The organism is Pseudomonas alkylphenolica (assembly GCF_000746525.1).
GTDB classification, from domain to species: domain Bacteria; phylum Pseudomonadota; class Gammaproteobacteria; order Pseudomonadales; family Pseudomonadaceae; genus Aquipseudomonas; species Aquipseudomonas alkylphenolica.
Genome location: NZ_CP009048.1, coordinates 1156511 through 1181885 on the forward strand (window position 1 = coordinate 1156511; position 25375 = coordinate 1181885).

25 protein-coding genes and 1 pseudogene are annotated in these 25375 nt (G+C 59.5%); 12 read left to right on the forward strand and 14 right to left on the reverse strand.

Going from position 1 to position 25375, the window contains the following annotated elements; translation table 11 throughout:
• Window positions 1–117 precede the first annotated feature (117 nt).
• Window positions 118–513 (forward strand): hypothetical protein, encoded by a 396-nt coding sequence (locus tag PSAKL28_RS05405; protein WP_038607572.1) that lies wholly within the window; start codon window positions 118–120, stop codon window positions 511–513.
• A 5-nt stretch (window positions 514–518) separates the two neighbouring features.
• On the opposite strand, the gene dspII is transcribed toward PSAKL28_RS05405, so the two are convergent.
• Entirely contained in the window at window positions 519–1628 is a 1110-nt protein-coding gene (dspII, locus tag PSAKL28_RS05410; RefSeq protein ID WP_038607575.1) for an enoyl-CoA hydratase/isomerase DspII, read from the reverse strand.
• Between the two features lie 127 nt (window positions 1629–1755).
• Here dspII and ung point away from each other — a divergent pair, with 127 nt between their 5' ends.
• On the forward strand, window positions 1756–2448 hold the full coding sequence (gene ung / locus PSAKL28_RS05415; RefSeq protein WP_038607578.1) for a uracil-DNA glycosylase: 693 nt from the start codon (window positions 1756–1758) through the stop codon (window positions 2446–2448).
• Between the two features lie 73 nt (window positions 2449–2521).
• On the opposite strand, the gene PSAKL28_RS05420 is transcribed toward ung, so the two are convergent.
• From PSAKL28_RS05420 to PSAKL28_RS05440, 5 genes are all read right to left on the reverse strand, one after another.
• The gene (locus PSAKL28_RS05420) at window positions 2522–3565 is read right to left on the reverse strand and encodes an AbrB family transcriptional regulator (RefSeq protein WP_038607581.1); all 1044 of its coding nucleotides are present in this window, start codon (window positions 3563–3565) and stop codon (window positions 2522–2524) included.
• The gene (locus PSAKL28_RS05425) at window positions 3558–5072 is read right to left on the reverse strand and encodes a tripartite tricarboxylate transporter permease (RefSeq protein WP_038607585.1); all 1515 of its coding nucleotides are present in this window, start codon (window positions 5070–5072) and stop codon (window positions 3558–3560) included. Before PSAKL28_RS05425 ends, PSAKL28_RS05420 begins: the two co-directional genes overlap by 8 nt.
• 1 nt (window position 5073) lies before the next feature.
• Window positions 5074–5532 (reverse strand): tripartite tricarboxylate transporter TctB family protein, encoded by a 459-nt coding sequence (locus PSAKL28_RS05430; protein ID WP_038607588.1) that lies wholly within the window; start codon window positions 5530–5532, stop codon window positions 5074–5076.
• A 95-nt stretch (window positions 5533–5627) separates the two neighbouring features.
• Entirely contained in the window at window positions 5628–6608 is a 981-nt protein-coding gene (locus PSAKL28_RS05435) for a Bug family tripartite tricarboxylate transporter substrate binding protein (protein WP_038607590.1), read from the reverse strand.
• Between the two features lie 34 nt (window positions 6609–6642).
• On the reverse strand, window positions 6643–7932 hold the full coding sequence (locus PSAKL28_RS05440; RefSeq protein ID WP_038607593.1) for an OprD family porin: 1290 nt from the start codon (window positions 7930–7932) through the stop codon (window positions 6643–6645).
• A gap of 203 nt (window positions 7933–8135) precedes the next feature.
• Here PSAKL28_RS05440 and tctD point away from each other — a divergent pair, with 203 nt between their 5' ends.
• Complete coding sequence (gene tctD, locus PSAKL28_RS05445; protein ID WP_038607596.1) at window positions 8136–8807, forward strand: two-component system response regulator TctD; 672 nt, start codon at window positions 8136–8138, stop codon at window positions 8805–8807.
• The gene (tctE, locus tag PSAKL28_RS05450; RefSeq protein WP_038607600.1) at window positions 8800–10179 is read left to right on the forward strand and encodes a two-component system sensor histidine kinase TctE; all 1380 of its coding nucleotides are present in this window, start codon (window positions 8800–8802) and stop codon (window positions 10177–10179) included. The genes tctD and tctE overlap by 8 nt, the downstream gene beginning before the upstream one ends.
• On the opposite strand, the gene PSAKL28_RS05455 is transcribed toward tctE, so the two are convergent.
• A complete protein-coding gene (locus PSAKL28_RS05455; protein WP_038607602.1) occupies window positions 10176–10985 on the reverse strand; it encodes an HDOD domain-containing protein in 810 nt (269 codons plus the stop codon). The genes tctE and PSAKL28_RS05455 overlap by 4 nt on opposite strands.
• 61 nt (window positions 10986–11046) lie before the next feature.
• Window positions 11047–11988, reverse strand: coding sequence for a CAF17-like 4Fe-4S cluster assembly/insertion protein YgfZ (ygfZ, locus tag PSAKL28_RS05460; RefSeq protein WP_038607605.1), 942 nt, complete (start codon window positions 11986–11988; stop codon window positions 11047–11049).
• Between the two features lie 165 nt (window positions 11989–12153).
• On the opposite strand from ygfZ, the gene PSAKL28_RS05465 reads away from it, so the two are divergent.
• Together PSAKL28_RS05465 and PSAKL28_RS05470 are read left to right on the forward strand one after the other, a co-directional pair.
• On the forward strand, window positions 12154–12408 hold the full coding sequence (locus PSAKL28_RS05465) for an FAD assembly factor SdhE (RefSeq protein WP_038607607.1): 255 nt from the start codon (window positions 12154–12156) through the stop codon (window positions 12406–12408).
• A complete protein-coding gene (locus PSAKL28_RS05470; RefSeq protein WP_038607609.1) occupies window positions 12392–12844 on the forward strand; it encodes a protein YgfX in 453 nt (150 codons plus the stop codon). The genes PSAKL28_RS05465 and PSAKL28_RS05470 overlap by 17 nt, the downstream gene beginning before the upstream one ends.
• On the opposite strand, the pseudogene PSAKL28_RS26705 reads toward PSAKL28_RS05470, so the two are convergent.
• A pseudogene (locus PSAKL28_RS26705) lies at window positions 12813–13004 on the reverse strand (L-aspartate oxidase); the annotation flags it as partial. The gene PSAKL28_RS05470 and the pseudogene PSAKL28_RS26705 overlap by 32 nt on opposite strands.
• A gap of 43 nt (window positions 13005–13047) precedes the next feature.
• Here PSAKL28_RS26705 and PSAKL28_RS05475 point away from each other — a divergent pair.
• Window positions 13048–14487 (forward strand): tyrosine-type recombinase/integrase, encoded by a 1440-nt coding sequence (locus PSAKL28_RS05475; protein ID WP_038607612.1) that lies wholly within the window; start codon window positions 13048–13050, stop codon window positions 14485–14487.
• Window positions 14488–14549: 62 nt separating this feature from the next.
• Here the strand turns inward: PSAKL28_RS05475 and PSAKL28_RS28070 are convergent, their stop codons facing one another.
• On the reverse strand, window positions 14550–14681 hold the full coding sequence (locus tag PSAKL28_RS28070) for a hypothetical protein (protein ID WP_257011856.1): 132 nt from the start codon (window positions 14679–14681) through the stop codon (window positions 14550–14552).
• Between the two features lie 399 nt (window positions 14682–15080).
• Between PSAKL28_RS28070 and PSAKL28_RS05485 the strand changes: the two genes are divergently transcribed.
• Window positions 15081–15587 (forward strand): HNH endonuclease, encoded by a 507-nt coding sequence (locus PSAKL28_RS05485; RefSeq protein WP_038607618.1) that lies wholly within the window; start codon window positions 15081–15083, stop codon window positions 15585–15587.
• Between the two features lie 538 nt (window positions 15588–16125).
• On the opposite strand, the gene PSAKL28_RS05490 is transcribed toward PSAKL28_RS05485, so the two are convergent.
• The 4 genes from PSAKL28_RS05490 to nadB all read right to left on the reverse strand — a co-directional run bounded on the left by PSAKL28_RS05490 (window position 16126) and on the right by nadB (window position 21121).
• Window positions 16126–16650: a DUF6680 family protein gene (locus PSAKL28_RS05490; RefSeq protein WP_157687001.1), complete on the reverse strand. Its 525-nt coding sequence runs from the start codon at window positions 16648–16650 to the stop codon at window positions 16126–16128.
• An 87-nt stretch (window positions 16651–16737) separates the two neighbouring features.
• Window positions 16738–18003: a reverse transcriptase/maturase family protein gene (locus PSAKL28_RS05495; RefSeq protein WP_038607621.1), complete on the reverse strand. Its 1266-nt coding sequence runs from the start codon at window positions 18001–18003 to the stop codon at window positions 16738–16740.
• Window positions 18004–18064: 61 nt separating this feature from the next.
• Window positions 18065–18259: a hypothetical protein gene (locus PSAKL28_RS27590; RefSeq protein WP_157687002.1), complete on the reverse strand. Its 195-nt coding sequence runs from the start codon at window positions 18257–18259 to the stop codon at window positions 18065–18067.
• Window positions 18260–19513: 1254 nt separating this feature from the next.
• The gene (gene nadB / locus PSAKL28_RS05505; protein WP_038607626.1) at window positions 19514–21121 is read right to left on the reverse strand and encodes an L-aspartate oxidase; all 1608 of its coding nucleotides are present in this window, start codon (window positions 21119–21121) and stop codon (window positions 19514–19516) included.
• A 433-nt stretch (window positions 21122–21554) separates the two neighbouring features.
• Here nadB and rpoE point away from each other — a divergent pair, with 433 nt between their 5' ends.
• From rpoE to PSAKL28_RS05525, 4 genes are all read left to right on the forward strand, one after another.
• On the forward strand, window positions 21555–22136 hold the full coding sequence (gene rpoE, locus PSAKL28_RS05510; protein WP_010220971.1) for an RNA polymerase sigma factor RpoE/AlgU: 582 nt from the start codon (window positions 21555–21557) through the stop codon (window positions 22134–22136).
• A 31-nt stretch (window positions 22137–22167) separates the two neighbouring features.
• A complete protein-coding gene (locus tag PSAKL28_RS05515) occupies window positions 22168–22758 on the forward strand; it encodes a sigma-E factor negative regulatory protein (RefSeq protein WP_038607631.1) in 591 nt (196 codons plus the stop codon).
• 12 nt (window positions 22759–22770) lie between these two features.
• Window positions 22771–23736: a MucB/RseB C-terminal domain-containing protein gene (locus tag PSAKL28_RS05520; protein ID WP_038607634.1), complete on the forward strand. Its 966-nt coding sequence runs from the start codon at window positions 22771–22773 to the stop codon at window positions 23734–23736.
• 221 nt (window positions 23737–23957) lie between these two features.
• Window positions 23958–25340: a DegQ family serine endoprotease gene (locus tag PSAKL28_RS05525; RefSeq protein WP_371261990.1), complete on the forward strand. Its 1383-nt coding sequence runs from the start codon at window positions 23958–23960 to the stop codon at window positions 25338–25340.
• Window positions 25341–25375: the final 35 nt, after the last annotated feature.

Sequence of the window (25375 nt, forward strand, 5' to 3'; positions counted from 1 at the left end):
TTGCGGCAAGGGCACCGGATCGGCTTTATGTGGTCTTAATCTGTGTCGGTCAGCGCTTGCCGATCGACGCCGACCAGCGCCGCTGGGATGGGCAGTTTCGCGGTCCAGGAGGCCGCCATGTATCGCCGACTTTTGCTTGTTGCAATGCTGAGTTTGCTGACCGCCGGTTGTGTTCCTTACGGAGGTAACGGTTACTACCATCGCACCGAAGTCTATACCGCTGATCGCTATGGCTATCCGGGCTATTACCAGCCTGGTTATCAATATAACCGTGGTTACTATGTGGTGCCGCAACCGCGCTACTACTCGCCACCTCCGCAGTATTACCGTTCAACGCCGCACTACTACCGCTCGACACCTCATTACAACCGCGCGACGCCGCACTATTACCGCTCGGCACCGGACCATTACTACAAGCCCTACCCAGGTCGTGGGTATGACCGTTATCGCCAGGGCAATTCACGCCACGACCGCAATGGCGATGGCCGGCGCGACGGCAACTGGCATCGTTAGGCCGTTCAGGCCAGGTCCGCCAACGGATGGCGGCCTTCCCAGGCCTTGCGAAAGTGCGCCTGGATTACCGCTGTTGGCACCTGGGCGATGTCTGCCCAGTGCCAGCGCGGTTTCTGGTCCTTGTCGATCAAACGTGCTCGAACACCTTCACTGAATTCTGGATGCCGACAGCAATTGAGGCTGATGGCGTATTCCATCTGGAATACCTGGGCCAGTGACAGGTACCGTGCCCGCTGGATCTGTTCCCAGACCAGGTGAGCGGTCAGCGGACAGCCTTCAAGCATGGTTTGCGCGGCTTTGGCCAGCAGCAGGTCGGGGTGATTGCGCAGTTGTGCGATGGCGCGCCAGGCACACACCGGATCGGCGACATCGAGCAGTGCGTCAATCTGTTTGCGCCTTGGCAGCCACTGGGCTTCGGGCAGTTGACTCTGCCCCCCGTTCTGCTGGGCTTTGAGCAGGCTGTTAAGCTGCAGGGCGGTTTGTTCCTGCCAGTTCAGCTGCAGCAGGTCGTCGAGCAGTTCCGCTTGCTGGCTTTCCCCGAGCAGACGGTCGGCCAAGCCCAGGTCCAGGGCATCCCTGGCGTTGATCGGCGCGCCGGTAAGGCCGAGAAACAAGCCGAGCTTGCCTGGCAAACGCGCGAGGAACCAGCTGGCGCCGACATCGGGGTACAGGCCGATACTGATTTCCGGCATGGCCAGGCGGCTGCTTGGCGTGACGATGCGCACGCTGGCGCCCTGCAGCAGGCCCATGCCACCACCGAGCACATGCCCATGGCCCCAGCACAGCAAGGGTTTGGGGTAGGTATGCAGGCGGTAATCCAGGCGATATTCTGCGGCGAAGAAGTGCGCGGCCAATGGCGGCACCTCCCCCGGGTGATGGCGGCAAGCCTCGGCCAGGCTACGTACCTCGCCGCCGGCACAGAAGGCCTTGGGGCCGGTACCGCGCAGCAATACGCAGACGATGTCCGGGTCATTGGCCCAGATCTTGAGTTGCTCGTCGAGCACCTCGATCATAGGCAGTGATAAGGCATTGAGTGTCTGAGGCGCATTGAGTGTGGCGATGCCGATACGGGCACCATCGACGCCGGTGAGTTCTTCGCACTGTACGGCAGCCATGGCGGACCTCTTTGCTTTGATCCGGACAAGTATGGCCGCTGTTGGCGATTATGGCGGTCGCCGGTCGGATCGATTGACAAGCACCGGCAGCTTTCCTAGTGTCGCGCCATTGTTTACGGATGGCCCCATGACTGACGACGATCGCATCAAACTTGAACCGAGCTGGAAAGAAGCGCTGCGCGCCGAGTTCGACCAGCCCTACATGCAGCAGCTGCGGGAATTTCTGCGCCAGGAATATGCGGCGGGCAAAGAGATTTATCCACCGGGCCCGTTGATTTTCAACGCGCTCAATTCCACGCCGCTGGATCAGGTGAAAGTGGTGATCCTCGGCCAGGATCCCTACCACGGCCCTGGCCAGGCCCATGGTCTGTGTTTTTCGGTGCAGCCGGGGATTTCCACGCCGCCGTCGCTGGTCAACATTTACAAGGAATTGCACCGCGACCTGAACATTGAGATTCCCACGCATGGCTGCCTGCAGCACTGGGCGGATCAAGGTGTGTTGCTGCTCAATACCACCATGACCGTGGAGCGGGCCAATGCCGCCTCGCACGCCAAGAAGGGCTGGGAGTTCTTCACCGACCGCATCATCGAACTGGTCAGCGAGCATCAGCCCAATACGGTGTTCCTGCTCTGGGGCGCCCATGCGCAGAGTAAGCAGAAGTTGATCGATGGCACCAAGCATCTGGTGCTCAAGTCGGTGCACCCGTCGCCGTTGTCCGCCTACCGCGGGTTCCTCGGCTGTGGGCATTTCAGCCGGACCAACAAGTTCCTCGAACAGCACGGCCTGACGCCGGTCGAATGGGCGTTGCCGCCGCTGTAACCCTCCGGTAGGAGCGGGCTTGCCCCGCGATGCGATGCGACTGGCAGCCCGCAATCGCGGGGCAAGCCCGCTCCTACGGCCCGGCTGTCGAGCGTTCGCCAACCCAGTGCCGGAACAACGGCTCGGCAAGAAACAGCACGAACAGCAAACGCATCACCTGCAACGCCGTCACCAGCGGAACCGATAACTGCAAGGTCTCGGCGGTCAGGCTCATTTCCGCAATACCGCCGGGCATCATACCCAGGGTCAAGGAACGCAGGTCCAGCTGGGTCAGATGGCTCAAGGTCCAGGCAGCAACGGCTGCGATCAGCATGCTTAACGCAGTGGCGATCAAGGTGCGCCCGAGGAAGGAGGGCGCCCGGCGAAAGAATGCCCGGTTGAAGTGACAGCCCAGACCACTGCCAATCAGCCATTGGCCGATCTGGCTGGCGCCATCGGGTAGGGCAATTTGCAGATCGAAGCCGACACTGGCGACGGCCGCGACCAGCAGCGGGCCGAACAGCCAGGGATTGGGCTGCTTCAGGCGCTGCCACAGGCAGGCCATGACGATACCCAGCGGGCAGATCAACGCCAGCCAGCCCCAACTGACACTACCGTTGTGGGTGATGGCAACGCCATCGCCCAGCAGGTATTTGAACAGCGCCGGTACGCACAGCACCACCGCCAGTACCCTCAGGCTCTGTGCAGCAGCGACCTGACTGAGCACCGCACCGTTGCGGGCACCGAGATTGACCATCTCCCCGGAACCGCCAGGCATGCTGGAAAAAAACGCCGTAGCGCGGTCTTCACCGGTACGGCGCAGCAGCCAGATGCCAACGACGCTGGAGACACTGGTGATCAACGCACCGCAGAAGATCAGACCGAAATTGCTCGCCACCTGCTCGACCACCGCCGGGGTGAAGTGCAGGCCGATGCCGATGCCGATGATCCACTGCCCGCATTTACGCCCGCCGGGTATTTCACTCAATTGCCAGGGCGTCAGGCAGCGCACCAGGATGATCGCCAGTAGCGAGCCGACCATCCATGGCAGCGGCCAGCCGACCTGGCTGGCGAGATACCCGCCTGCCAGACCGACCAGCCCTGTGGCCCAGAACAGTTGCGAAGGCCGATCAGACATCGGCCAGGGCACGACGCTGGAGGCTGCGCTTGCGCCAGATGCGCAGCAGTGGAAATGCCAGCATCACCGCAGTCAGCGTCCAGACCGTCATGCTGATCGGGCTCGACCAGAGAATATCCAGGCCGCCGTTGGAGATTGACAGGGCGCGGCGCAGGTTCTGCTCCATCAGGCCGCCAAGGATAAAGCCGAGCAGCAACGGCGACAGCGGGAAATCGAGCTTGCGCAGGATATAACCGAAGATGCCAATACCGATCATCAGGAACAGGTCAAAGGTCGTGGCGTGCACGGCATACACACCAATCGCGGTAATGATTGCAATCACCGGCACCAGTGCCCAGTTCGGCACGGCAAGGATGCGGGTGAACAGACGCACCATTGGAACGTTCAGTATGAGCAGCATGACGTTGGCGATGAACAGCGAAGCAATCAAGCCCCAGACAATGTCTGGCTGCTGTTGGAACAGCAGGGGGCCGGGGGTGATGTTGTACAGGGTCAAGGCGCCGATCATGACCGCGGTCGTACCCGAACCGGGTACACCCAGGGTCAGCATCGGTACCAGGGCACCGCAGCATGCAGCACCGATGGCGGTTTCCGGCGCCGCCAGGCCACGCTTGTCGCCCTGGCCGAATTTACCGCTGGCACCCGCCACGCGTTTTTCCGTCATGTAGGCAACCGCACTGGCCAGGGTTGCCCCGGCACCGGGTAACACCCCCATGATGAAACCCAACACGCCACAGCGGATGTTCACCCAGAATACCGAGGCCGCTTCCTTGAGGTTGAAGAGCATGCGCCCGGTGGCCTTGACCGCTTGATGGCCATGGTGGGTTTTTTCCAGAAGCAGCAGAATCTCGCTGATCGAGAACAGGCCCAGCACCAGTACGACGAACTGAATGCCGTCGGCCAGGTTCACGCTGTCGCCGGTAAAACGGTATACGCCGCTGTTGGCATCGATGCCGACGCAGGAAAGAAACAGGCCAATCAGTGCCGCGATGAAGGTTTTCAGTGGTTTGTCACCTGCCATGCCGCCCAGGCAGACAATGGCAAAGACCATCAGCACAAAGTACTCCGCCGGGCCAAAGGCAATGGCCCACTTGGCCAGCAATGGCGCGAACAGGACCATACCGCAGGTGGCGATGAATGCGCCGATGAACGAGCTCCACGCCGACAACGACAGGGCGACACCGGCAAGACCTTTGCGGGCCATCGGGTAGCCATCGAGGGTGGTCATCACCGTTGCGGCTTCGCCGGGAATGTTAAGCAGGATCGAGCTGATGCGCCCACCATACTCGCAACCCAGGTACACCGCAGCCAGCAGGATCAGCGCCGACTCCGGAGGCAGGCCGAGTGCGAAAGCAATCGGAATCAGCAGCGCTACACCGTTAATCGGGCCCAGGCCCGGCAGCAGGCCAACGACAGTACCGATCAGGCTGCCGCACAGCGCAGTGACCAGGTTGTAAGGGCTCAGGGCAACGCCGAAGCCCTGGCCGAGATAACCAAGCGTATCCATGTCAGTTCTCCAGAACGTCGAGCAGGCCCAGGGGCAGTGGAACATCCATTACACGGTCAAACAGCCAATACAGCGCGATGCTCATCAGCGTGATGATGACGACGCTGGGCAGCCAGCGCCCGTCGTAAAGACGTGCCATGGGGACGCCGACCAGGATGCTGCTCAGTACAAATCCCAGGGGTTCGAAAGTGCTGGCAAAGAGCAGAAGCAAGGCCACACAGATGCCGATCTTGTTCAGGGATTCGCGGTCCAGTTCAGGCTCATCGTCCTTGCGCACGATCGGGGTGGGACGAAAGGCCAGGTACAACAGGCCGCAGCCCATCAAGCCGATAATCAGTAACGGGAAGGCACGAGGGCCGACAGGCTCGTAGGAAAACGCAGCCTGATAGGGCCAGGCCATTACTGCCAGAGCGGCACAGACCGCTAGCAGCAACAAGGCAAAAACGCGTTGCAGGATCATTGGGGAATCCTCTTTTCGCGGGGCAAGCCCGCTCCCACAGAGGGAACTGTGTAGGAGCGGGCTTGCCCCGCGATGCTTCTAGAAAGGTTGGGAGATTACTGAATCAGCCCGAATTCCTTGGCCAGGGCTTTGTAATCAGCCACCTGTTTCTTCACGTAGGTGTCCAACTCCGCACCGGTCATGGCAAAGGGGAACAGTTCGCGCTGGTCACGCAGCTTGGCGAACTCTTCCGAGGTCAGCAGCTTGTCGAACGAGGTCTTCCACCAGTCGTACTCTTCATCCGTTACCTTCGGTCCCAGATAGAAACCGCGCACCACCGGCCAGACGATGTCGTAACCCTGTTCCTTGGCGGTCGGAATATCTTTCATTTTCGGCTCGTCCAGGCGCTTTTCGGCAAACACCGCCAGCAGGCGCATGTCACCGCTCTGGATGTGTGGCATGGAGTCGGAGATGTCGGTACTGCCTACCTGGATATGCCCACCGAGCAGTGCCGTGGCGATTTCACCTCCGCCTTCAAGGGCGACATAGCGCAGGTCGCGCGGGTCGATGCCGGCGGCCTTGGCGATCAGTGCAGTTTGCATCCAGTCCTGGCTGCCGACGGTGCCGCCGGAGCCGATGACTACTTTGCTCGGGTCTTTCTTCAGCGCGGCAACCAGGTCGTCGAGGGTCTTGTAGGGCGAGTCGTTTTTCACTGCGATGGCACCATAGCTGGTGCCAACGGCTGCCAGCCAGCGCACGGCGTTCTCGTCGAAGCGGCCGAACTTGCCCTGGGCGAGGTTGAGCAGCGAGCCGCTGGACCAGGCTACCAGGGTCCCGGCATCGGCCGGGCGCTGGGCAACCACGGCGTTGTAGGCAACCGCGCCGACACCGCCAGGCATATAGGTCACGCGCATGGGTTTGGTAAGGATCTTCTCGTTGACCAGGGCGCTTTGCACCAGTTTGCAGGTCAGGTCGAAGCCGCCGCCGGGGGAGGCGGGGGCGATGCATTCAGGACGTTTGGGTTCGCCAGCCATGGCTTGGCCGGCAAGCATCAGACAGGCAGTGGCGAGGGCAATGCGACGCAGTGAAAAGGTCATCGTCTATCTCCGTGAGCATTATTGTTATCGGGGATTACCACAATGCAAGGCTGTAACTCACCAGCAGCCGCACCTCGTCCGCATCGCGGGCGAAGTTCGAACGGAAGGTGGCGTTGCGCAGGCGCACGGCGACGTTTTTCAGGGCGCCACTTTGCACCACATATTTGAACTCGGTATTGCGTTCCCACTCCTTGCCTTCACCGCCATCGGCCAGGCTGACATTATCGCCGCTGATGTAACGGGTCATGAAGGTCAGGCCGGGAACTCCCAGTTTGGCGAAGTCATAGTCGTAGCGGGCCTGCCAGGAGCGCTCGTCGGCACCGGCGAAGTCGTTGATCTGCACGAAGTTGACCAGGTACGGGTCGGCACCGTCGACGTAAGGAAAGGCGGTGTCGCCCGACAGGTGCTGGTAACCGGCACTGAACTTGTGGCCGATGATGGCGTAGCTGAGCATGCCGTTGAGGGCGGTGTTGTCGATGTTGCCGCCACGGGCCTGGCCCTGGTCGTCGCTGAGTGCCATGCGCAGGTCGGCGCCGAAGGTACCGGGACCCCAGGGCTGGGTGGCGAGCATGCCGACAAAGTGCTGGCGATAGACATCATCGAGCTGCGCCCAGTGGTAGCTGCCGGTGATCCTGTCGGTGAACTTGTAGTCCAGGCCAGCCATGTCGAAATGGTTGCCGGCCACGGTGCCGAGAAAGCGGCTGTTCTTGTTGTTGAGGGCGATGTCCTGGTTGTCGGTACTGTCGCGATCCTTGGCTTTTTCCAGGCGTCCGCCGGTGAACGTCAGGTTCTTGATTTCGCCGGACGTCAGCAGGCCGCCTTCAAAGGTCTGCGGCAGGATGCGACCGTCGTTGGGCTGCAGGGTCGGCAGTTCCGGCATCAGCGTGCCGACTTTCAGTTCGGTGGCCGAGATCTTTACCTTGCCGGTCAGGCCGAGCTTGGAATACTCGTCGGCGGCGCGGCCATCATCGTGGGTAGGCAGCAGGCCGCTGCCGGTACGATCAGGGCTGGAGTCGAGCTTGATGCCGAGCATCCCCAGGGCATCGAGACCAAAACCCACGGTACCGTCGGTATAGCCGGACTCGAAGTTGAGCATGAACCCCTGGGCCCACTCGTCACGCTTGGACTGCTGGGCGCTGGTGCCATCGCGAAAGTCGCGGTTGAAGTACATGTTGCGGGTTTCGAAGATCGCCTTGCTGTCATCGAAGAAGGCGGCCTGGCTCAGCGGTGCGACGCCGGCAAGGGCGAGGGCGCTGGCAACTGCGGACTGGCGAGAAGGTAAACGGCGAATAGGCGCGTGCGCCTGTGGCTGCATGGACAGCATGGTGAAGTGACTCCGTTTTTGTTCTTATTAATTCGAACGTCAATGTTCGGTTATACGGCAAGCAGAGTGAGCCGTGAGGGGATGCTAGGGGCTGAACCTTTCGCTAACCTTTCAACTGTTTTTCATTGTTGCGAAGGCTCCACAGGTGCGCTGTCGGCTGTACACTCCGCGCCATTGACCGCGACGCGAACGGGGAGAAAACGATGCGTGTGCTGCTCGTCGAAGACCATCTGCAGCTGGCCGAAAGCGTGGCCCAGGCCCTGAAAAGTACCGGCCTGACCGTGGATGTGCTGCACGATGGCGTGGCCGCCGACCTGGCCCTGGCCAGTGAGGAATATGCCGTGGCGGTGCTCGATGTCGGCCTGCCGCGCATGGACGGCTTCGAAGTACTGGCGCGCCTGCGCGCCCGTGGCAAAACCGTGCCGGTGCTGATGCTGACCGCGCGCAGTGACGTCAAGGACCGGGTTCACGGCCTGAACCTGGGGGCCGATGACTACCTGGCCAAGCCGTTCGAACTGACCGAGCTTGAGGCACGGGTCAAGGCCCTGTTGCGCCGCAGCGTGCTTGGCGGTGAGCGGCAACAGCGCTGTGGTCCGCTGGTGTACGACCTCGATACCCGGCGTTTCACCCTCGGTGACGAATTGCTGACCCTGACCTCCCGTGAGCAGGCCGTGCTTGAAGCGCTGATCGCCCGTCCGGGGCGGGTGATGAGCAAGGAGCAACTGGCCGCCCAGGTCTTCGGTCTGGATGAAGAAGCCAGCGCCGATGCCATCGAAATCTATATCCATCGCCTGCGCAAGAAGCTCGATGGCCATGCCGTGGCCATCGTTACCTTCAGGGGGCTCGGCTACCTGCTCGAGCATCGCGATGCGTGACAGCGTCAGCCTGCGCGGGCGGCTGCTGTGGAACCTGGCCTTGCTGCTGGTGGTGCTGATGCTGGCCAGCGGTCTGAGTGCCTACTGGAATGGTCGCGAAGCGGCCGACACCGCCTACGACCGCACCCTGCTGGCTTCCGCGCGAACCATTGCCGCGGGCTTGTCCCAGCGTGACGGCACCCTCAGCGCCGACGTGCCCTATGTGGCCCTGGATACCTTTGCCTACGACAGCGCCGGACGTATCTACTACCAGGTCAATGACATTCATCAGCGCCTGATTTCCGGTTACGAAAACCTCCCCGCACCACCACCGGGTACGCCGCGCACCGATGATTACCCGGCCCTGGCGCGCTTCTACAACGCGCGCTACCTGGGGCAGGACGTGCGTGTAGTGAGCTTGCTCAAGGCCGTTACCGAACCGAACATGAACGGCATGGCCGAGATCCGTGTGGCCGAAACCGAAGAGGCGCGGGTGCGCATGGCCCGCAGCCTGATGGCCGATACCCTGTTGCGTCTGGGTATGCTGGCGCTCGGCGCGTTGATGCTGGTGTGGTTTGCGGTCAGTGCTGCGCTGCGGCCGCTGGAGCGCCTGCGCAGTGCGGTGGAAGAGCGTCAACCCGACGACCTGCGCGCGTTGCCGCTGGTCGAAGTACAGCGTGAATTAAGCCCGCTGGTACGCGCCTTGAACCATTTCACCGAACGCCTGCGCGGCCAGTTCGAGCGCCAGGCGCAGTTCATCGCCGAGGCCGCCCATGAACTGCGCACACCGCTGGCGGCGCTCAAGGCCAGGGTCGAACTGGGCTTGCGCTCGAATGAACCCCAGGTCTGGCGCGAGACCCTGGAATCAGCGGCCCAGGGTACCGACCGCCTGACCCACCTGGCCAACCAGCTGCTCTCCCTGGCACGGGTGGAAAACGGTGCGCGGGCCATTGCCGAAGGCGGCGCGCAGTTGCTTGACCTCAGCCAGCTGGCGCGTGAACTGGGCATGGCCATGGCGCCGCTGGCCTATGCCCGCGGAGTGGCGCTGGCGCTGGAGGCCGAAGCACCTGTGCATGTGCGTGGCGAACCGACGTTGCTCAACGAGCTGCTCAGTAACCTGGTGGACAACGCCTTGGCCCATACCCCCGAAGGCGGCAATGTGATCTTGCGGGTCTACGCGCCGGGGGTGCTGGAAGTCGAAGACGATGGCCCGGGGATTCCTGAAAACGAGCGTGAACGGGTGTTCGAGCGTTTCTATCGACGTAGTGCGCAAGGCACCGGCCTGGGCCTGGCGATCGTCGGCGAGATCTGCCGCGCCCATCTGGCGCAGATCAGTCTTCACGACGGAGAGGGTGGCGGCCTGAAAGTGCGGGTCAGTTTTACCGTCGATTAACGGAACATTGAGCGGGCATAGAGCAGATCGCTGGCCACCAGTTCGGTACCGGTCGGCAGTCCCAGGTGGCGATAGGCGGGCAGCGCCGCCAAGGGCCGCGACTTGCCGATGGCCGGGCTCAGGGCCCGGGCGATCTGAACGATGTCGACGTAATCGACCCGGTCGCTGCCGCGGTCCAGATCCAGAACCTGTCCAGGCAGCTTGACCAACTGCTCGGGAAATTCCCAACTGCTGAGGATCTTGTCACCCAGTACCGGATGGATCTGGTCGATCACATAGTTCAGGCACACCGGATCGGAAAGCAGCTCGTTGTGCTCCTCGGCATAGATCAGGATCGGCAACACACCAATCTGGTGAACCAGGCCAGCGAGGGCGGCCTGATCAGGCTTGAGCTGGGTGTAGCGCAAGCAAAGTTCGTAGCTGATGCCGGCTACTTCCAGGCTGGTTGCCCAGATTTCGCGCATTTTCTTTTCCACTACCTCGGAGCGGGCGTGGAAGATCTGCTCGATCACCAGGCCGACGGCCAGGTTGCAGCTGTAGTTGATGCCAAGGCGGGTGATCGCGGTCTGCAGGTCGGTGACCTCGACCGTGGCACGCAGCAACGGGCTGTTCACCACCTTGATCAGGCGTGCCGACAGGGCGGCGTCGCGGCCGATGACCTTGCTCAGGGCGCTGACGCTGATCTCGGTGTCTTCAGCGGCCTCGCGAATGCTCAAGGCGACCTCCGGCAGGGTCGGCAGCACCAGGTCATCATTTTTGATGGCGGCCAGTAACTGGGCCTGGACCATCTCGGCCAGCTTGTTCATCGCGGTTCTCTACAGCAATTCAAAAGGGCCCCGGCGTTCGATATGCCGGGGCAGGGCTGGCTCAGCGCTGGATTTCGCGGTCGCGGTCCAGTTCATAAGGCAGCGACAGCAGTTCCAGGCGCGGGCCGTCGAGGCTTCCCAGGTGCAGGTTGTTGTCTTCCACGGCATCGGCGGTCAGTACTGCCAGCAGTTCGCTGCCGGTTGCGCTGCGGGCCGCCAGCACCACTTCACCCACCGACGAGCCATGGGTCGGCGAGAAGATCTCGGTACCCGGCTCGGGCAGGGTTTCGCTCGCCAGGGCCACGCGGTACTGGCGGCGCTTGAGCTTGCCCAGGTACTGCATGCGGGCGACGATCTCCTGGCCGGTGTAGCAGCCTTTCTTGAAGCTGACGCCACCGACGGCCTGCAGGTTGATCATCTGCGGGATGAACAGCTCACGGGTCTGGGCCATGACCTGACCGATGCCAGCGCGGATTTGCCCGAGCAGCCAGTCGTTAAGCTCGGCTTTGGGCAGCTTCGCGGCTAACTGCGCCTGCACACGCTCTGCCTGTTCGGCGGGCACCCACAGTTCGATGCGACCGGGCGAGACGGCAACGGCAATCAGCCCGTCGTGGCGCGTTACAGCGTCAATCTCGCCTGGCACCTCAAGGTCCAGCGCCTGCAGCGCTGCGTCACCTGCTTGCAAGCCAAAGCGGACCCAGGCAGCGCTGTCATCAGTCAGCTTGGCCTTGGAGAACACCGCGTATTTCTTCAGATCGGCCAGTTGCGCTTCGAGCAACTCGCGGGTCATGGCCAGGAGAAAGCCATCGCCCTCAGGCAGGATGCGAAAGCTCGACTGCATGCGGCCCTTGACCATGCAGCGCGCGCCGAGGCTGCTGGTGCTGTCGTTCAGGTAGTTGATGTTGCAGGTCAGTTGGCCTTGCAGGAACTTGCCGGCGTCCGAGCCGCGGACGGCGAGGACGCCTTCGTGGGATAGGGTGCAGAAAAAAGCGGAATCGGCCATGGGATATCGCAGGGTAGTAAGACTGAGGGCCATGATAGAGCGCCGTTGGCAAAATAGGTAGTTGAGCGCGTCCCTCTGTCATTATTTGCTCACATGTCCGGACCAACGTCTCGTGTCCCCCGGGCGCTGGCTCTGTATACTGGCGGCCTATTTAAGGAGGGCTCCATGGTCGAACAAACTGAACTCAATCGGCTCTTTTGGCACAGCCGCCGTGGCATGCTTGAGCTCGATGTACTGCTGGTCCCGTTCAGCGCGGAGGTCTACCCAACCCTGAGCGAGGCCGATCGCGAGCTGTACAAGCGCCTGCTGAGCTGCGAAGACCAGGACATGTTCGGCTGGTTCATGGAACGCAGCGAGTCCGAAGACCCGGAGCTGCAGCGTATGGTTCGCATCATTCTGGATCGTGTCCAGCCCAAGTGAGCGGTTCGAGTGCCGCTGGCAGGGCTCGAAAAGCCTGCTGGTGGCCTATCTGCTCAGCTTGCTGCTGGCCTTGCTGGCGCTGAGCCTGCTGCAGCTTCCCTGGTGGTTGCGGCTGTCTGGCGTGATCTTGTGCCTGCTGCATGCGGGCTGGATGATTCCCCGGCGCATCCTGCTCAGCCATCCCCGGGCTGTCAGCGGTTTGCGTCGTGATCGTGAAGGCTGGCAGCTGTTCAGTCATGCCCAGGGTTGGCAGCCGGTGCAGTTACGCCCGGACAGCCTGGCATTGCCGGGCCTGATCGTGCTGCGTTACCGCAGGCCGGGGCGCTACTGGAGTGAAGGTTTGTGTATCGCCCATGACGCGCTGGAACCGGTGCAGCACCGGCGCCTGCGCGTGCGCCTGAAGTTCAGTCGGCGTAGGTGGGCGGCTGCAGAATAGTGTCGTGGGCTTCGGCAAGCATGCCCGGGTAGTCCAGGGTGTAGTGCAGGCCCCGGCTTTCCTTGCGCTGCATGGCGCAGCGGATCATCAGCTCGGCCACCTGGGCCAGGTTGCGCAGTTCGATCAGGTCGCGGCTGACCTTGTAGTTGCTGTAGAACTCGACGCGATGAGGCTAAACCCAATGGATACAGGGGTTTCAGCCGATGATCATCAATCCACGCTCCCAAACTGGGACAAACCTGTTACAAACTCGCCTCGCCAAGCCGTACCACTATCGCCGATCTGGTCGCTATTACCTTCGCCTTCGCCCTCAAGGCACCACTACGGGCTTCTTTACGCTATCGCTCAGGACCACCGACAAGGCCACCGCAATGACCATCTCCCAAGAAATCCTCCAGACCCTCAAGGCCTTCCACTTCGACAACCCTGAGGCCACTTGGGAAGAACTTCGTGAGCGCCTGATAGACATCGCTGAGAGTTGCCTGACGATGGCCCACGGGGATGGCTCATTGGTCGCCTACGAGATGATCCATGATGAACAGCATGTTGCCCTTCGTGAGGCCAGCGCCAAGCTCCCTTTGAGCGTCAATCAGCAACGGGCGATCAGTAAGGCCTTGGAGATCCTTGAGGCTGCTCAGGAGCGCTTGGAGGGCAGACCGGGGAAGCTGGTCGAGATCGTAAGGGACCTCAAGGGTGAAAATTGTGGCACGCCAGTGACCCTTTCTCCGTCCCTATCTGTATTACCGTCCGAAGGGCTGACCTTTAAGGCCCTTTCTGCGTTGTACATAGAGGAACGCAAGGACCACGTTGAGGCCAACACCATGCGAGACGTGAAATCGTCTTGTAAGGTCATCGCGGAGATTCTCGGTGACTTGGACCTGAAGTCCCACACGCGCGAAGACATGAAGAACCTTCGGGAAAAGCTACTTGAGGACCGTAAGCCTTCGACTGTGAAGAAGCTACTGACCCGGCTATCGACTGTCATGGACTGGGCAGTGAATAACGACTACATCAGCAAGAGCCTCGATAAGGGCCTGAAGCCAACAAAGGGCGCTGATAGCGCTCGTGAGGCGTTCTCTCAGGATCAGGTGAAGGCGCTCATGGCTCACGCCAAGACGCTCCCTGTAGACGCATGGCAACGCTGGGCATTGTCCCTTGGGGTCATCACTGGGACCCGTATCGAGGAACTCAGACAGTTGACGAAGGCCGATGTTAAACAGGTCACTGGCGTATGGGTGATCGACATCAACAGGAATAATGGCAAGACAGCTAAGACCAAGAATGCGCTTCGTGTCATTCCCTTGACCGATGGCGCTTATGACTTTGACTTGAGGGCATTTCTTGAGTTTGTCCAAGCGGCTGATTCTCGCCTGTTCAGCTTGGGCGCTGGGCGGTTCTCCGAACTGCTCAATGGGATGATCCGTGATGTCTTGGGCGTGAAGGCTGACCGGACGCAAACCTTCCATTCGCTACGGCATTCCTTAGCGGGAACCTTGAAGGCTGCTGAGATTCCTGTGGGCACCGCTGAGTCCATCTTGGGGCACGCTTCGGGGTCGATCAGTTATGACTTGTATGGGGCTGGTAGTGCGGTTGAGGTGGAGCGTATGGCTGAGGCGCTCACAACGGCTTTCGGTCTGGCGTGATGATGGGAATTACTCAGGGCATTGGTCGTGAGTATGTGGTGGCGATATGATGTCGTACTTGATCAGTTATCTACTTCATCCAAAGGAATGCCATGAGATACTTGCAGGAGATACGGAATAACTTTTTCCAATGGATTGTATTCAGCGGCTTGGCTTATCTGTTCATTGCTGGGGCAGCAGGTTTGTTCTTCCATAAAGGTCCCTTGATTAACTCTGGCGACCAATTTGCAGATATCCCTCTATGGGCAAACACAATCCTGATTGTCCTTTCGGCAGGCGTTGGTGCTTACGCTTCCAATAAAGAGAACAAGGGTAGAAGGTAGAAAGCGCATTTTCATGGGTTTTGAGCTGGATGCCCTCGTGGGTCATCGTGGTGAGCCTCATACCAGAAAATGATGTGAGGCTACAGATAGTCCCCTACTGACAGCGCGCTCCTAAGTGAAATCCAATCGACTCGCTGGGCCCTGGCCGCGAGAGCGTAGGAGTGTGCGCTCTCGTGACTTTATGTGCCGCCTTGGTCATTCCTGATACTAATTTAAAAACCCTCAGTAGTGAGGAAAACCCAACCAACCCACTACTGAAGGAGACACACCATGTCCAAATACACCGCAATGCCATCCCTGACCGATCTCCACGCCACCTACGCGATTGACGCAGCAAGCCCCTCAGGCTTGTCCCGGATTAAGGCGAGCCGTGGTCGTAATGGTAAAGCAGGGCCAGTCGTAAGTATTGGCAGCGATGGCTACTACCGCATGAAGTTCAACGGCCAGTTCTACCGGACCCATCGAGTTATCTATTACATGCATACCGGCATCGACCCGGCTGAGCTTGTTGTGGATCACATTGACAGTGATTGTTTGAATAACAAAGTCGAGAACCTCCGCTCTTGCACTTTTCAAGAGAATCTCTGGAATGCCAAAGGTAAGCCGAAGCGCTCAGGGCTTCCGAAGGGAATTAAAAAGTTGAGGAACGGTGACTACCGTGTCTCGGTCACGGCTGGTGGCAAACTCTTTGAGTCGGACCTAAAGAACTTTAAGGCGGCGACCTACTGCATACGGACGATCCGCAAGCGGTATCACGGAGAGTTCGCAAGGAACTGATGGATCTAATAGTGAGGTGACCTTTTCGGAATTATCTCCTGGAGGTCACGTAAATCAAGGGCTCAAAATGAACTCACTATTGCCAGAGACACCACTCTCTGGATTCCTATCGGGCTCCCTTTTGGACCCGGCCAGAGACAACCGAGACGACCAGTGCGACCGCCCTTCATGGCTGGCACGCCAAGCGCTCAACAGTCCCCGGTAAGCAGATCATTAGCGTCTGGCTCCAGTAGGAAGGAGCGCAGCTTGATATTGTCACTCGTTAGTCGATGTCCATGGAGGACACCGCAGAGAGACCTTGCACGGGATTGGGGCCACCGTGTATTGCTCAAGTTGTACGGGGGGCTTTAACTTAAAGGTTTTAAAAATTACTCATTGAGTAGCTCTATAGTTACTGCCTTTAATTAATTATTTATCATTCATCTTTAAGTTTTTCTTAGGCTTATCTCTAAGTTGGTGCTTGGTCAGTGATCATGATAACTCCTGTTGTCTCGGCTCATTTCTAAAGAGGCCCCCGTAAGGCCGACCCTTAAACTTTTTAGCCATCCTGATTGTTTAGGTTTGTCACCACCATTGGTAGTGGACGATTGCCAGCCAACACATCAATTACCCCCTTGCGAATGGCTTCTTGTTGGGCTTCAGTGTCGGAGTGAATGCGCGGTGCGTAAGAGGAATTCTTGATGTGTGTCTTATCGAAATCGTAGTCGAGAACAATGGCCATCTTATGGAGCAGCTCAACCAGCAGCTCAATCCTTTTGGTTGCCCATTGTTCAGGAGATAGTTTGTCGTTGTTCAGAAGGTCGTGATACTCCTTCCACGCTTCGACGACAGCCTTTTCCTTCTTCTGGCTTTTCACAAACTCAAGGTCGATTCGATTAAGAGCTTCGACGTGTGCCCAAGAGATCGTATAAGCGCGAGTCGCCATCAGTGTTTTGAAGATGCTCAGCTTGCGACCACGAATCTCATTGCGCTCGTCAAGGTATCGCGTTACTTGAACTGCTATGACCGGGCTGAGTAACGTTGCCAAGATAATGAGCCAGTCTGCGATTGAAATTTTTTCCAAGATGCAGCCCTTCATTGATAGCGAAGATTTAGGTTTGGGTGATCGTCGATACGTCCAAAGCACTACAGCCAATTTGGGTTATATAGCCTAAGTCATGGTTTCGCCATCCTGGTGTGAATTGACCTCGACCAAGAGCCTGACCCCACGAATTCGTCGTTTCGTCGCTTGGTCGGCAGCTTTCAAGAGTCGCGCGGTCTCCCTCTCGAACTGATCAAGCGCCTCAGAGATATCCTTATCGATGCTGTGTGCCCACTGCGCTGTCGTGTGGCAAAACGAAAACGCTTTTCCCCAGCCAAGGATGACCCGATCCAAATTCTGAAGAGCCCCGGAATACGTTCCCAAGGAACTCGTTACGCCCTCCTGAGCGCCCGCTTTCATCATTCGGATCGAGACCTCAAGGTCCGAACGAGCACGTTCTCGGAATTTGTTTCGACTCTTGCGTGATGGCTGAACAAGTCCTGGGGTTATGGTGCAGCCCAGGAAGTCTACCCCCTTCGCAGCCGGTCCACGCGATGCCTTCTCAGGCGCCGTCAACGGGGAGTAGGCATCCAATTCCAATGCATTCAGCTCCTTCAATGCGGCTTTGAAGGCTCCGTCAACTGCGCGACTGTCCTGACCAAGGAGGAGAAAATCATCGATGTAGCGGAGGCAGGTGATGCCATCGCTGTTCATCTTCAAATCAAACTCATGAAGGTAAATATTCGCCACGAGAGGAGACAGAGGAGAACCTTGTGCAACGCCTTGCACGCCGATAGGGAAGAGCTTCTCAATTTCCCGCCTTCGGAGCGCGTCGAGGTTCCCAAGGTCAGTCTGGAGCGCATGCTCAAACAGCTTGACGGTATCTACGCACTTGACGTGCTCCGCGAGCAGCTCGATCACCCGGGCCTTGTTGATCTTGGTGAAGAAGTCAGGGATATCTGATCGGATGTGGTACTTAGCACCCGCCTGCATCGACGCCTTAGCAGCCTCGATAGCCATTGAAACGCGCTTGTTCGGAATGCCGCCGTAACTGGTCGGTACAGCAAAAACCTTCTGTACGTACTTAACCTTCAGGTGAAGCGTATCGAGCAGGGCTCGCTGGACAATGCGATTAGGGATTGGAGCGAGGACTATTGGACGACTCTTGCCGTTTGTCTTGGTCTTGGCCACCCCGGTCTGTGGGGCAAAAACGAAGTCCTTCTTTGACAGCGCCCGCTGGATTTCGCGGAGAGACCCTGGAATGCGGGCCTCGAAATCCTTCGCTTCGTTTCGTATTTTCTCGGATGAAGACGCGACAGCGCTGCTACGCACCTTTCTCCAAGCCGCATACAGCGTGTCCATTCGGTAGATATGCTTGTACAGGTTCTTGCTCACGGCCATTCCTTGGTTGTCGGGTGTCACCAGTGAACTCACACCCAACTGCTACAGAGGACCTTCAACCTGCGGGAGACCTTGAAGCCTGAACGGCGATCTTGGCCACGACCCGCACAGCCACCTCGGAAGAGAGATCGCTGCCGTCTTTCAAGCTTGGTTCAGTGCCGTGAGGCGGCTGGGCCAGCAAGCAGACGAGACTGAGCGCAGTCACTAAGAAGCGTGAAAGCGCGCGCGCCGGATTGGCACGTTTTTGCATGGTCGCATTTGACCCTCCTGAGTCCGGGAGTTACGAAGCATCGTACCTTTTTGGGCCCTTCGGTCAAGCGCGCGCCATGCGGCCGAACGTCGAACACCACCCTGAAATTAAAGCTGCTAACCGTCTGGTGACCCCGGCGTACAGACAGAGCTACGGTTGTTGATGCAGCAGTTGAGTAGCGCTCATAACCTGCGGGAGACCTTGAAGCCTGAACGGCGATCTTGGCCACGACCCGCACAGCCACCTCGGAAGAGAGATCGCTGCCGTCTTTCAAGCTTGGTTCAGTGCCGTGAGGCGGCTGGGCCAGCAAGCAGACGAAGCCACTCGATACTAACAAACGAAGCGGTAAAAGCTACTGGTTTCAGCGCTCGTTTCGTTGTGTCTACAACGTCCTCCTGCTATGCGAATTGCGGCTGGGCGTGAGAACGTCTGTAAGAGCACTTGAGTGCGTCCTGCTGAGCCTCTGTGGCCCTCCATTTGGACCTATCGCAATAGATGCTTGGTCGCTAACAGGTAAAGAAGAGAGCAGGGCAAAGGGCCATTAATTTGCTGTATCTTGGTCGTATTCACGCGAACAGGAGGCGAGCATGGACCCCAAGGAATCGGACTTCAAACGTATCTGGCGGCAGACCCAGATTCCCGTCGTCTATAAGCGTGAGAAAGCCCCCCTTATGGTCAAGCTACCTTTCAAGGCTGACAACAGAACATGGCTACGCGGTAGCAGTTCGAGACATAAGCCCGAGTGGAACGAACAATACAAATGCTGGGAGACGCCAGCGTCGTGGTTTGAAGACACCATCAAAAAGGCTCTGGCACGTTTTAAGCGGGTCTATGTGATTCAACTTCACAAAGAGCACCAAAAGTGTGCTCGTGCATGTTGGGACGCTCAAGGAATCCATTGTGAGTGCCATTGCATGGGAGCGAACCACGGGTCGGGCCATCCTGCCGGTCGTTGGTATGAGGTCTCAGATACCTTCGCCTTCCACGTTGGGCCTCGACACTTTGCGTGTCGTCTACTCACAACAGCTTGAGCAGGTCAGGAAGTTCCTTTGAGAATCTGACAGAAAAACTTGAAGGGTCACCATTACAAGACATCCCGGGCAGGCTCCCCCGTAGGCCCTCGCGTGGGTGCTCGTGGGCGTATTAGGACCCCTCGCGGGCGGGTGATAAGGACCCCAGCAGTGGGACAAAGATGGCCCAAAGCTGTTACAAAACGGGTCCTTGGCATGCTACGCTCAGGGCTCCTAACGTGCCTCATCTGGTCGGTGTAAGGATCGTATCCTTCGCCTCTGGCAGCATCGCTGGATAGTCCAGCGTGTAGTGCAGACCCCGAGATTCCTTGCGTTCCATAGCTGACAGGATCATCAGTTCAGCCACCTGGGCAAGGTTCCTCAACTCGATCAGGTCTCTGCTCACTTTATAGTTGCTGTAGAACTCGTCGATCTCGTCGAGCAGCAAGCGCACCCGGTGTTCGGCGCGTTGCAGGCGCTTGCTGGTGCGCACGATGCCCACGTAGTCCCACATGAATCGCCGCAGTTCGTCCCAGTTGTGCGCAATGATCACGTCTTCGTCCGAATCGGTAACCTGGCTGGCATCCCAGCAGGGCAGGGCGCGCGGCATTTGCACCTGGTCCAGCTGCGTTTCGATGTTGGTGGCGGCGGCGCGGCCATAGACGAAGCATTCGAGCAGCGAGTTGCTGGCCATGCGGTTGGCGCCATGCAGGCCGGTGAAGCTGGTTTCGCCAATCGCATAGAGGCCGGGCACATCAGTGTGACCGCTGTCATCGACCATGACGCCACCACAGGTGTAGTGAGCGGCAGGCACCACCGGGATCGGCTGGCGGGTGATGTCGATGCCAAACGTCAGGCAGCGTTCATACATGGTGGGGAAGTGGGTCTTGATGAAGTCTTCGGATTTGTGGCTGATGTCCAGGTACACGCAGTCCACGCCCAGGCGTTTCATCTCGTGGTCGATGGCGCGGGCGACGATATCGCGCGGCGCCAGCTCTTCGCGCGGGTCAAAGCGCGGCATGAAGCGCTCGCCGTTGGGCAGCCGCAGCAATGCCCCTTCACCGCGTAGCGCTTCGGTAATCAGGAAACTCTTGGCTTGCGGGTGGTACAGGCAGGTGGGGTGGAACTGGTTGAACTCAAGGTTGGCCACCCGGCAGCCGGCGCGCCAGGCCATGGCAATACCGTCGCCGCAGGCACCGTCGGGGTTGCTGGTGTACAGGTAGACCTTGGCGGCGCCGCCAGTGGCGAGCACGGTGAAGCGCGCACCATAAGTGTCGACTTCGCCGGTATTGCGGTTGAGCACGTAGGCGCCCAGACAGCGGTCGCCCTCCAGGCCCAGGCGTCGCTCGGTGATCAGGTCAACGGCGACCCGTTGTTCCAGCAGCTCGATGTTCGGGCGTTGGCGGGCCTGGGCGAGCAGTGTGGTGAAAATCGCTGCGCCGGTGGCGTCGGCGGCATGGATGATGCGCCGGTGGCTGTGGCCGCCTTCGCGGGTCAGGTGGAACTCGAAACCGCCGTCGTCGACACTGGCGTGTTCGTCGCGGGTAAAGGGCACGCCCTGGTCGATCAGCCACTGGATCGACTCACGGCTGTGCTCGACGGTGAAACGCACGGCGTCTTCATGGCACAGGCCGCCACCGGCGTTGAGGGTGTCCTCAACGTGGGACTGCACCGTGTCGGTGTCATCCAGTACTGCGGCGACCCCGCCCTGGGCCCAGTAGGTCGAACCGTTGGCGAGGTCTCCCTTGCTGAGCACGGCAATGCGCAGGTGGCCGGGGAGGTTCAGCGCCAGGCTCAGACCGGCGGCGCCGCTGCCGATCACGAGGACATCATGTTGGAGTTGTTGGCTCATGTCAGGACACTAGTATCTGAAGGGGGGGATCGGCACAATAGTCAGGCGCTTATGGCATTGTGAAACTATCGTGAATCTGGACCGGTTGCCTTTATAGCAGCCCCAAGGCCTTGATTTCCAATGGCACATGCAGGGTCCTGGTGCTTGCTGTGGGAACTTTCCATGCTGTGTGGATATCCATAGAAGGTTGCCTGCACACCACAATGCCGCAGCGACGCCTGGCAATAGCCCATAATAAGGGTACTGTCGGCGTATTCGAGACCCGATTATCGACGCAGCCGGCGGTGACCGCGCTGCGTTTTTCGTGCGAGCCGACCAAGGGCCGCAGGAAACTTGCTTGGAGGGGAGAACTTTTGCGAAAAGCCCGAGTCTATGGTTGCAAGCCTGAACGATGCTTCTCGCAACGCTCCTTCACGTTCACTGAGGAGTGTTCATGCTAACCCAGGAAGAGGATCAGCAGCTTGTCGAGCGCGTGCAGCGTGGCGACAGGCGAGCGTTCGATCTGTTGGTGCTGAAGTATCAGCACAAGATTCTCGGGTTGATCGTGCGTTTTGTACACGACACCCATGAAGCCCAGGATGTGGCGCAGGAAGCTTTCATCAAGGCTTACCGCGCGCTTGGTAATTTTCGCGGAGACAGTGCTTTCTACACCTGGCTGTACCGCATTGCCATCAACACGGCAAAGAACTATCTGGTGTCCCGCGGTCGGCGGCCACCGGACAGCGATGTGAGTTCCGAGGATGCGGAATTTTACGACGGCGATCATGGCCTCAAGGATCTGGAGTCCCCCGAGCGTGCGTTGTTGCGAGATGAGATCGAAGGCACCGTCCATCGGACCATTCAGCAACTGCCAGAAGATTTACGTACGGCGTTAACTTTACGTGAATTCGATGGTCTGAGTTACGAGGACATTGCGAGTGTCATGCAGTGTCCGGTGGGTACCGTGCGCTCTCGAATCTTCCGCGCTCGGGAGGCCATAGACAAAGCCCTGCAGCCGTTGTTGCAGGAAACCTGAGACAGCGGCGACAGCCAAGAGAGGAACCGCCATGAGTCGTGAAGCTTTGCAGGAATCGCTGTCCGCGGTGATGGATAACGAAGCGGACGAACTGGAATTACGTCGGGTGTTGAACGCCGTCGATGATGCCGAAACCCGTGCCACCTGGTCGCGTTATCAGGTTGCCCGTGCGGCCATGCACAAGGAACTGGTGCTGCCACAACTGGATATCGCCTCCGCCGTCTCTGCCGCGCTGGCCGACGAAGCCGCGCCGGTCAAGGTCAACCGTGGACCATGGCGCAGCCTGGGTCGTCTGGCCGTGGCTGCATCGGTGACTGTCGCTGTGCTGGCCGGTGTGCGCCTGTACAACCAGGACGATATCAGTGGTGTCCAGCTGGCTGCCCAGCAACCGGTCCAGCAAGGCGTGATTGTGCCTCAAGTTCAGGGCCCGGCCGTGCTGGCAGGCTATAGTGAGAATGCAGAACAGCCAGGCCCGATGGCCAATGGCGTGCTGCAAGGGCAATCCGGCTGGCACGACCAGCGTCTGCCCGGCTATCTGCGCCAGCATGCTCAGGAAGCAGCCCTCAAAGGTACCGAGAGCGCTCTGCCTTATGCCCGCGCGGCCAGCCTGGAAAACCGTTAAGTAAGGAGGATCATGCGCGCGCTACCTCTCATTCCGCTGTTGCTGGGTGGCTGGCTGACACTGCCGGCCCATGCGGCCAACTCCTCACCGGAGGCGGGCGACTGGCTCAAGAAGCTGGCTCAGGCCGAGCAGCAGCAGAGTTATCAGGGTACTTTCGTTTACGAGCGTAACGGCAGCTTCTCCACCCACGATATCTGGCATCGCGTCCAGGACGGCAAGGTCAGCGAGCGGCTTCTGCAACTCGATGGCTCGGCCCAGGAAGTCGTGCGTGTCGACGGGCATACCCAGTGCGTAAGCGGGGCCTTGGTGTCTGGTGTGAGCGGCACGCCGGAATCCACAGCGCGAGTGCTTGATCCTCTGAAATTGATGAGCTGGTACGACCTTGGGGTCGCCGGCAAATCCCGGGTGGCGGACCGTGCCGCGGTTATCGTTACCCTGACCCCGCGTGATCAGCATCGTTATGCCTTTGAACTGCACCTGGATCGCGAAACCGGCCTGCCGCTGAAGTCGTTGATGCTCGATGACAAGGGGCGGTTGCTCGAACGGTTCCAGTTCACCCGCCTGGATACCCGGGATGCGCCGAGTGACGACGATCTGCAGGCTGGCGAGCAGTGCAAGCCGGTAACCCAGGTCACTGCCCGGGCTGCACAGCCCGTCACCGGCTGGCGTTCGGACTGGTTGCCGCCAGGTTTTGAGCTGGTCGACAGCTCGATTGGCAAAGACCCGCAGGGCAAGAATACGGTCAGTCGGTTGATGTTCGATGACGGCCTGGCGCGTTTTTCGGTTTTCGTTGAAGCCTTGGACAGCGGCTCGGCGGCGGATATCCGCACGCAACTGGGGCCTACTGTGGCAGTCTCGCGACGCTTGACCACGCCCAAAGGCGAAATGATGGTTACCGTGGTTGGCGAAATTCCGATTGGCACCGCTGAGCGGATTGCTTTGTCGATGCGGTCTCAGGATGCCCAGGCGCAAAAATGAACAGCAGGCACAGCGCTGAACGGTCGAGGATGACTTGACTGACATGATTGGCAAGCTTTGCAGTTTGCAAAAATCCCAGAATTTTTCTATAGGTCAGTCCTTTCGGGGTCTGGCCTTTCCTGCTTCTGCAGGGCCCTACTGCTAACCACGCTCGATGTGACGGGAGCCGTATGTCAATACCACGCTTGAAAACCTACCTATCGTTGTTCGCCGCCGTGCTCATGCTCGGGCAGGTGGCCACCGCTGCCCAGGCCGAAGCCTTGCCGGATTTCACTACGCTGGTCGAGCAGGCTTCGCCTGCGGTGGTGAACATCAGTACCAAGCAGAAACTGCCGGATCGCCGCTATGCGACCGGCCAGATGCCTGATCTCGAAGGCCTGCCACCGATGTTTCGCGAGTTCTTCGAGCGCAACATGCCGCAGCAGCCGCGCTCGCCGCGTGGCGACCGCCAGCGTGAAGCGCAGTCGCTGGGTTCGGGCTTCATCATTTCCAGTGACGGTTATGTGCTGACCAACAACCATGTGGTCGCTGACGCTGACGAAATCATCGTCCGCCTGTCCGATCGCAGCGAGCTGCAGGCCAAGCTGGTCGGCACCGACCCACGCACCGACGTGGCACTGCTCAAGGTCGACGGCAAGAACTTGCCGACCGTCAAGCTGGGCGACTCTGAAAAGCTCAAGGTCGGCGAGTGGGTGCTGGCTATCGGTTCGCCATTCGGGTTCGACCATTCGGTGACCAAAGGTATCGTCAGCGCCAAGGGGCGTACCCTGCCGAACGATACCTATGTGCCGTTCATCCAGACCGACGTGGCGATCAACCCGGGTAACTCCGGTGGCCCGCTGTTCAACATGAATGGTGAGGTCGTGGGGATCAACTCGCAGATCTTCACCCGCTCTGGCGGCTTCATGGGCCTGTCGTTCGCGATCCCGATCGATGTGGCACTGGATGTCTCCAATCAACTGAAGAAAGACGGCAAGGTCAGCCGCGGCTGGCTGGGTGTGGTGATTCAGGAGGTCAACAAGGACCTGGCTGAGTCCTTCGGCCTGGACAAGCCGGCCGGTGCCCTGGTGGCCCAGGTCCTGGAAGACGGCCCGGCAGCCAAGGGCGGCCTGCAGGTGGGTGACGTGATCCTGAGCATGAATGGTCAGCCGATCGTCATGTCCGCCGACCTGCCGCACCTGGTCGGTAGCCTGAAAGACGGTGCTACCGCCAAACTGGACATCATTCGCAACGGCAAGCGCCAGAGCCTGGATGTCACCGTCGGTGCACTGCCTGACGACGATGCTGAAATCGTCGCCAATGCCAACGGCGGTGCCGAGCGCAGCAGCAATCGCCTCGGTGTTTCGGTGGCCGACCTGAGCGCTGAGCAGAAGAAGACTCTGGAGCTCAAAGGCGGTGTGGTCATCAAGGAAGTCCAGGACGGCCCGGCTGCGCTGATCGGCCTGCGTCCGGGTGACGTCATCAGTCACCTGAACAACCAGGCGATCCTTTCGGCCAAGCAGTTCACCGAAATTGCCAAGGAACTGCCGAAGAACCGTTCGGTGTCGATGCGCGTGCTGCGTCAGGGGCGCGCCAGCTTCATCACCTTCAAGCTGGCTGAGTAAGCTGGGTTGAGCACAAGAGGGCGGCCTGGGTCGCC

Bases quoted from the DNA above. Each gene is read 5' to 3' on its own strand.
- rpoE (WP_010220971.1), top strand. From the start codon at position 21,555: ATGCTAACCCAGGAAGAGGATCAGCAGCTTGTCGAGCGCGTGCAGCGT.
- nadB (WP_038607626.1), bottom strand. From the start codon at position 21,121: ATGAGCCAACAACTCCAACATGATGTCCTCGTGATCGGCAGCGGCGCC.
- PSAKL28_RS27590 (WP_157687002.1), bottom strand. From the start codon at position 18,259: ATGCAAAAACGTGCCAATCCGGCGCGCGCGCTTTCACGCTTCTTAGTG.
- PSAKL28_RS05485 (WP_038607618.1), top strand. From the start codon at position 15,081: ATGTCCAAATACACCGCAATGCCATCCCTGACCGATCTCCACGCCACC.
- tctD (WP_038607596.1), top strand. From the start codon at position 8,136: ATGCGTGTGCTGCTCGTCGAAGACCATCTGCAGCTGGCCGAAAGCGTG.
- PSAKL28_RS05435 (WP_038607590.1), bottom strand. From the start codon at position 6,608: ATGACCTTTTCACTGCGTCGCATTGCCCTCGCCACTGCCTGTCTGATG.
- PSAKL28_RS05405 (WP_038607572.1), top strand. From the start codon at position 118: ATGTATCGCCGACTTTTGCTTGTTGCAATGCTGAGTTTGCTGACCGCC.
- dspII (WP_038607575.1), bottom strand. From the start codon at position 1,628: ATGGCTGCCGTACAGTGCGAAGAACTCACCGGCGTCGATGGTGCCCGT.
- PSAKL28_RS05425 (WP_038607585.1), bottom strand. From the start codon at position 5,072: ATGGATACGCTTGGTTATCTCGGCCAGGGCTTCGGCGTTGCCCTGAGC.
- PSAKL28_RS05525 (WP_371261990.1), top strand. From the start codon at position 23,958: ATGCTCGGGCAGGTGGCCACCGCTGCCCAGGCCGAAGCCTTGCCGGAT.
- PSAKL28_RS28070 (WP_257011856.1), bottom strand. From the start codon at position 14,681: ATGGAAGAACAAACCTGCTGCCCCAGCAATGAACAGATAAGCCAAGCC.
- PSAKL28_RS05515 (WP_038607631.1), top strand. From the start codon at position 22,168: ATGAGTCGTGAAGCTTTGCAGGAATCGCTGTCCGCGGTGATGGATAAC.
- PSAKL28_RS05420 (WP_038607581.1), bottom strand. From the start codon at position 3,565: ATGTCTGATCGGCCTTCGCAACTGTTCTGGGCCACAGGGCTGGTCGGT.
- ygfZ (WP_038607605.1), bottom strand. From the start codon at position 11,988: ATGGCCGATTCCGCTTTTTTCTGCACCCTATCCCACGAAGGCGTCCTC.
- PSAKL28_RS05520 (WP_038607634.1), top strand. From the start codon at position 22,771: ATGCGCGCGCTACCTCTCATTCCGCTGTTGCTGGGTGGCTGGCTGACA.
- PSAKL28_RS05465 (WP_038607607.1), top strand. From the start codon at position 12,154: ATGGTCGAACAAACTGAACTCAATCGGCTCTTTTGGCACAGCCGCCGT.
- tctE (WP_038607600.1), top strand. From the start codon at position 8,800: ATGCGTGACAGCGTCAGCCTGCGCGGGCGGCTGCTGTGGAACCTGGCC.
- PSAKL28_RS05440 (WP_038607593.1), bottom strand. From the start codon at position 7,932: ATGCTGTCCATGCAGCCACAGGCGCACGCGCCTATTCGCCGTTTACCT.
- PSAKL28_RS05475 (WP_038607612.1), top strand. From the start codon at position 13,048: ATGATCATCAATCCACGCTCCCAAACTGGGACAAACCTGTTACAAACT.
- PSAKL28_RS05430 (WP_038607588.1), bottom strand. From the start codon at position 5,532: ATGATCCTGCAACGCGTTTTTGCCTTGTTGCTGCTAGCGGTCTGTGCC.
- PSAKL28_RS05455 (WP_038607602.1), bottom strand. From the start codon at position 10,985: ATGAACAAGCTGGCCGAGATGGTCCAGGCCCAGTTACTGGCCGCCATC.
- ung (WP_038607578.1), top strand. From the start codon at position 1,756: ATGACTGACGACGATCGCATCAAACTTGAACCGAGCTGGAAAGAAGCG.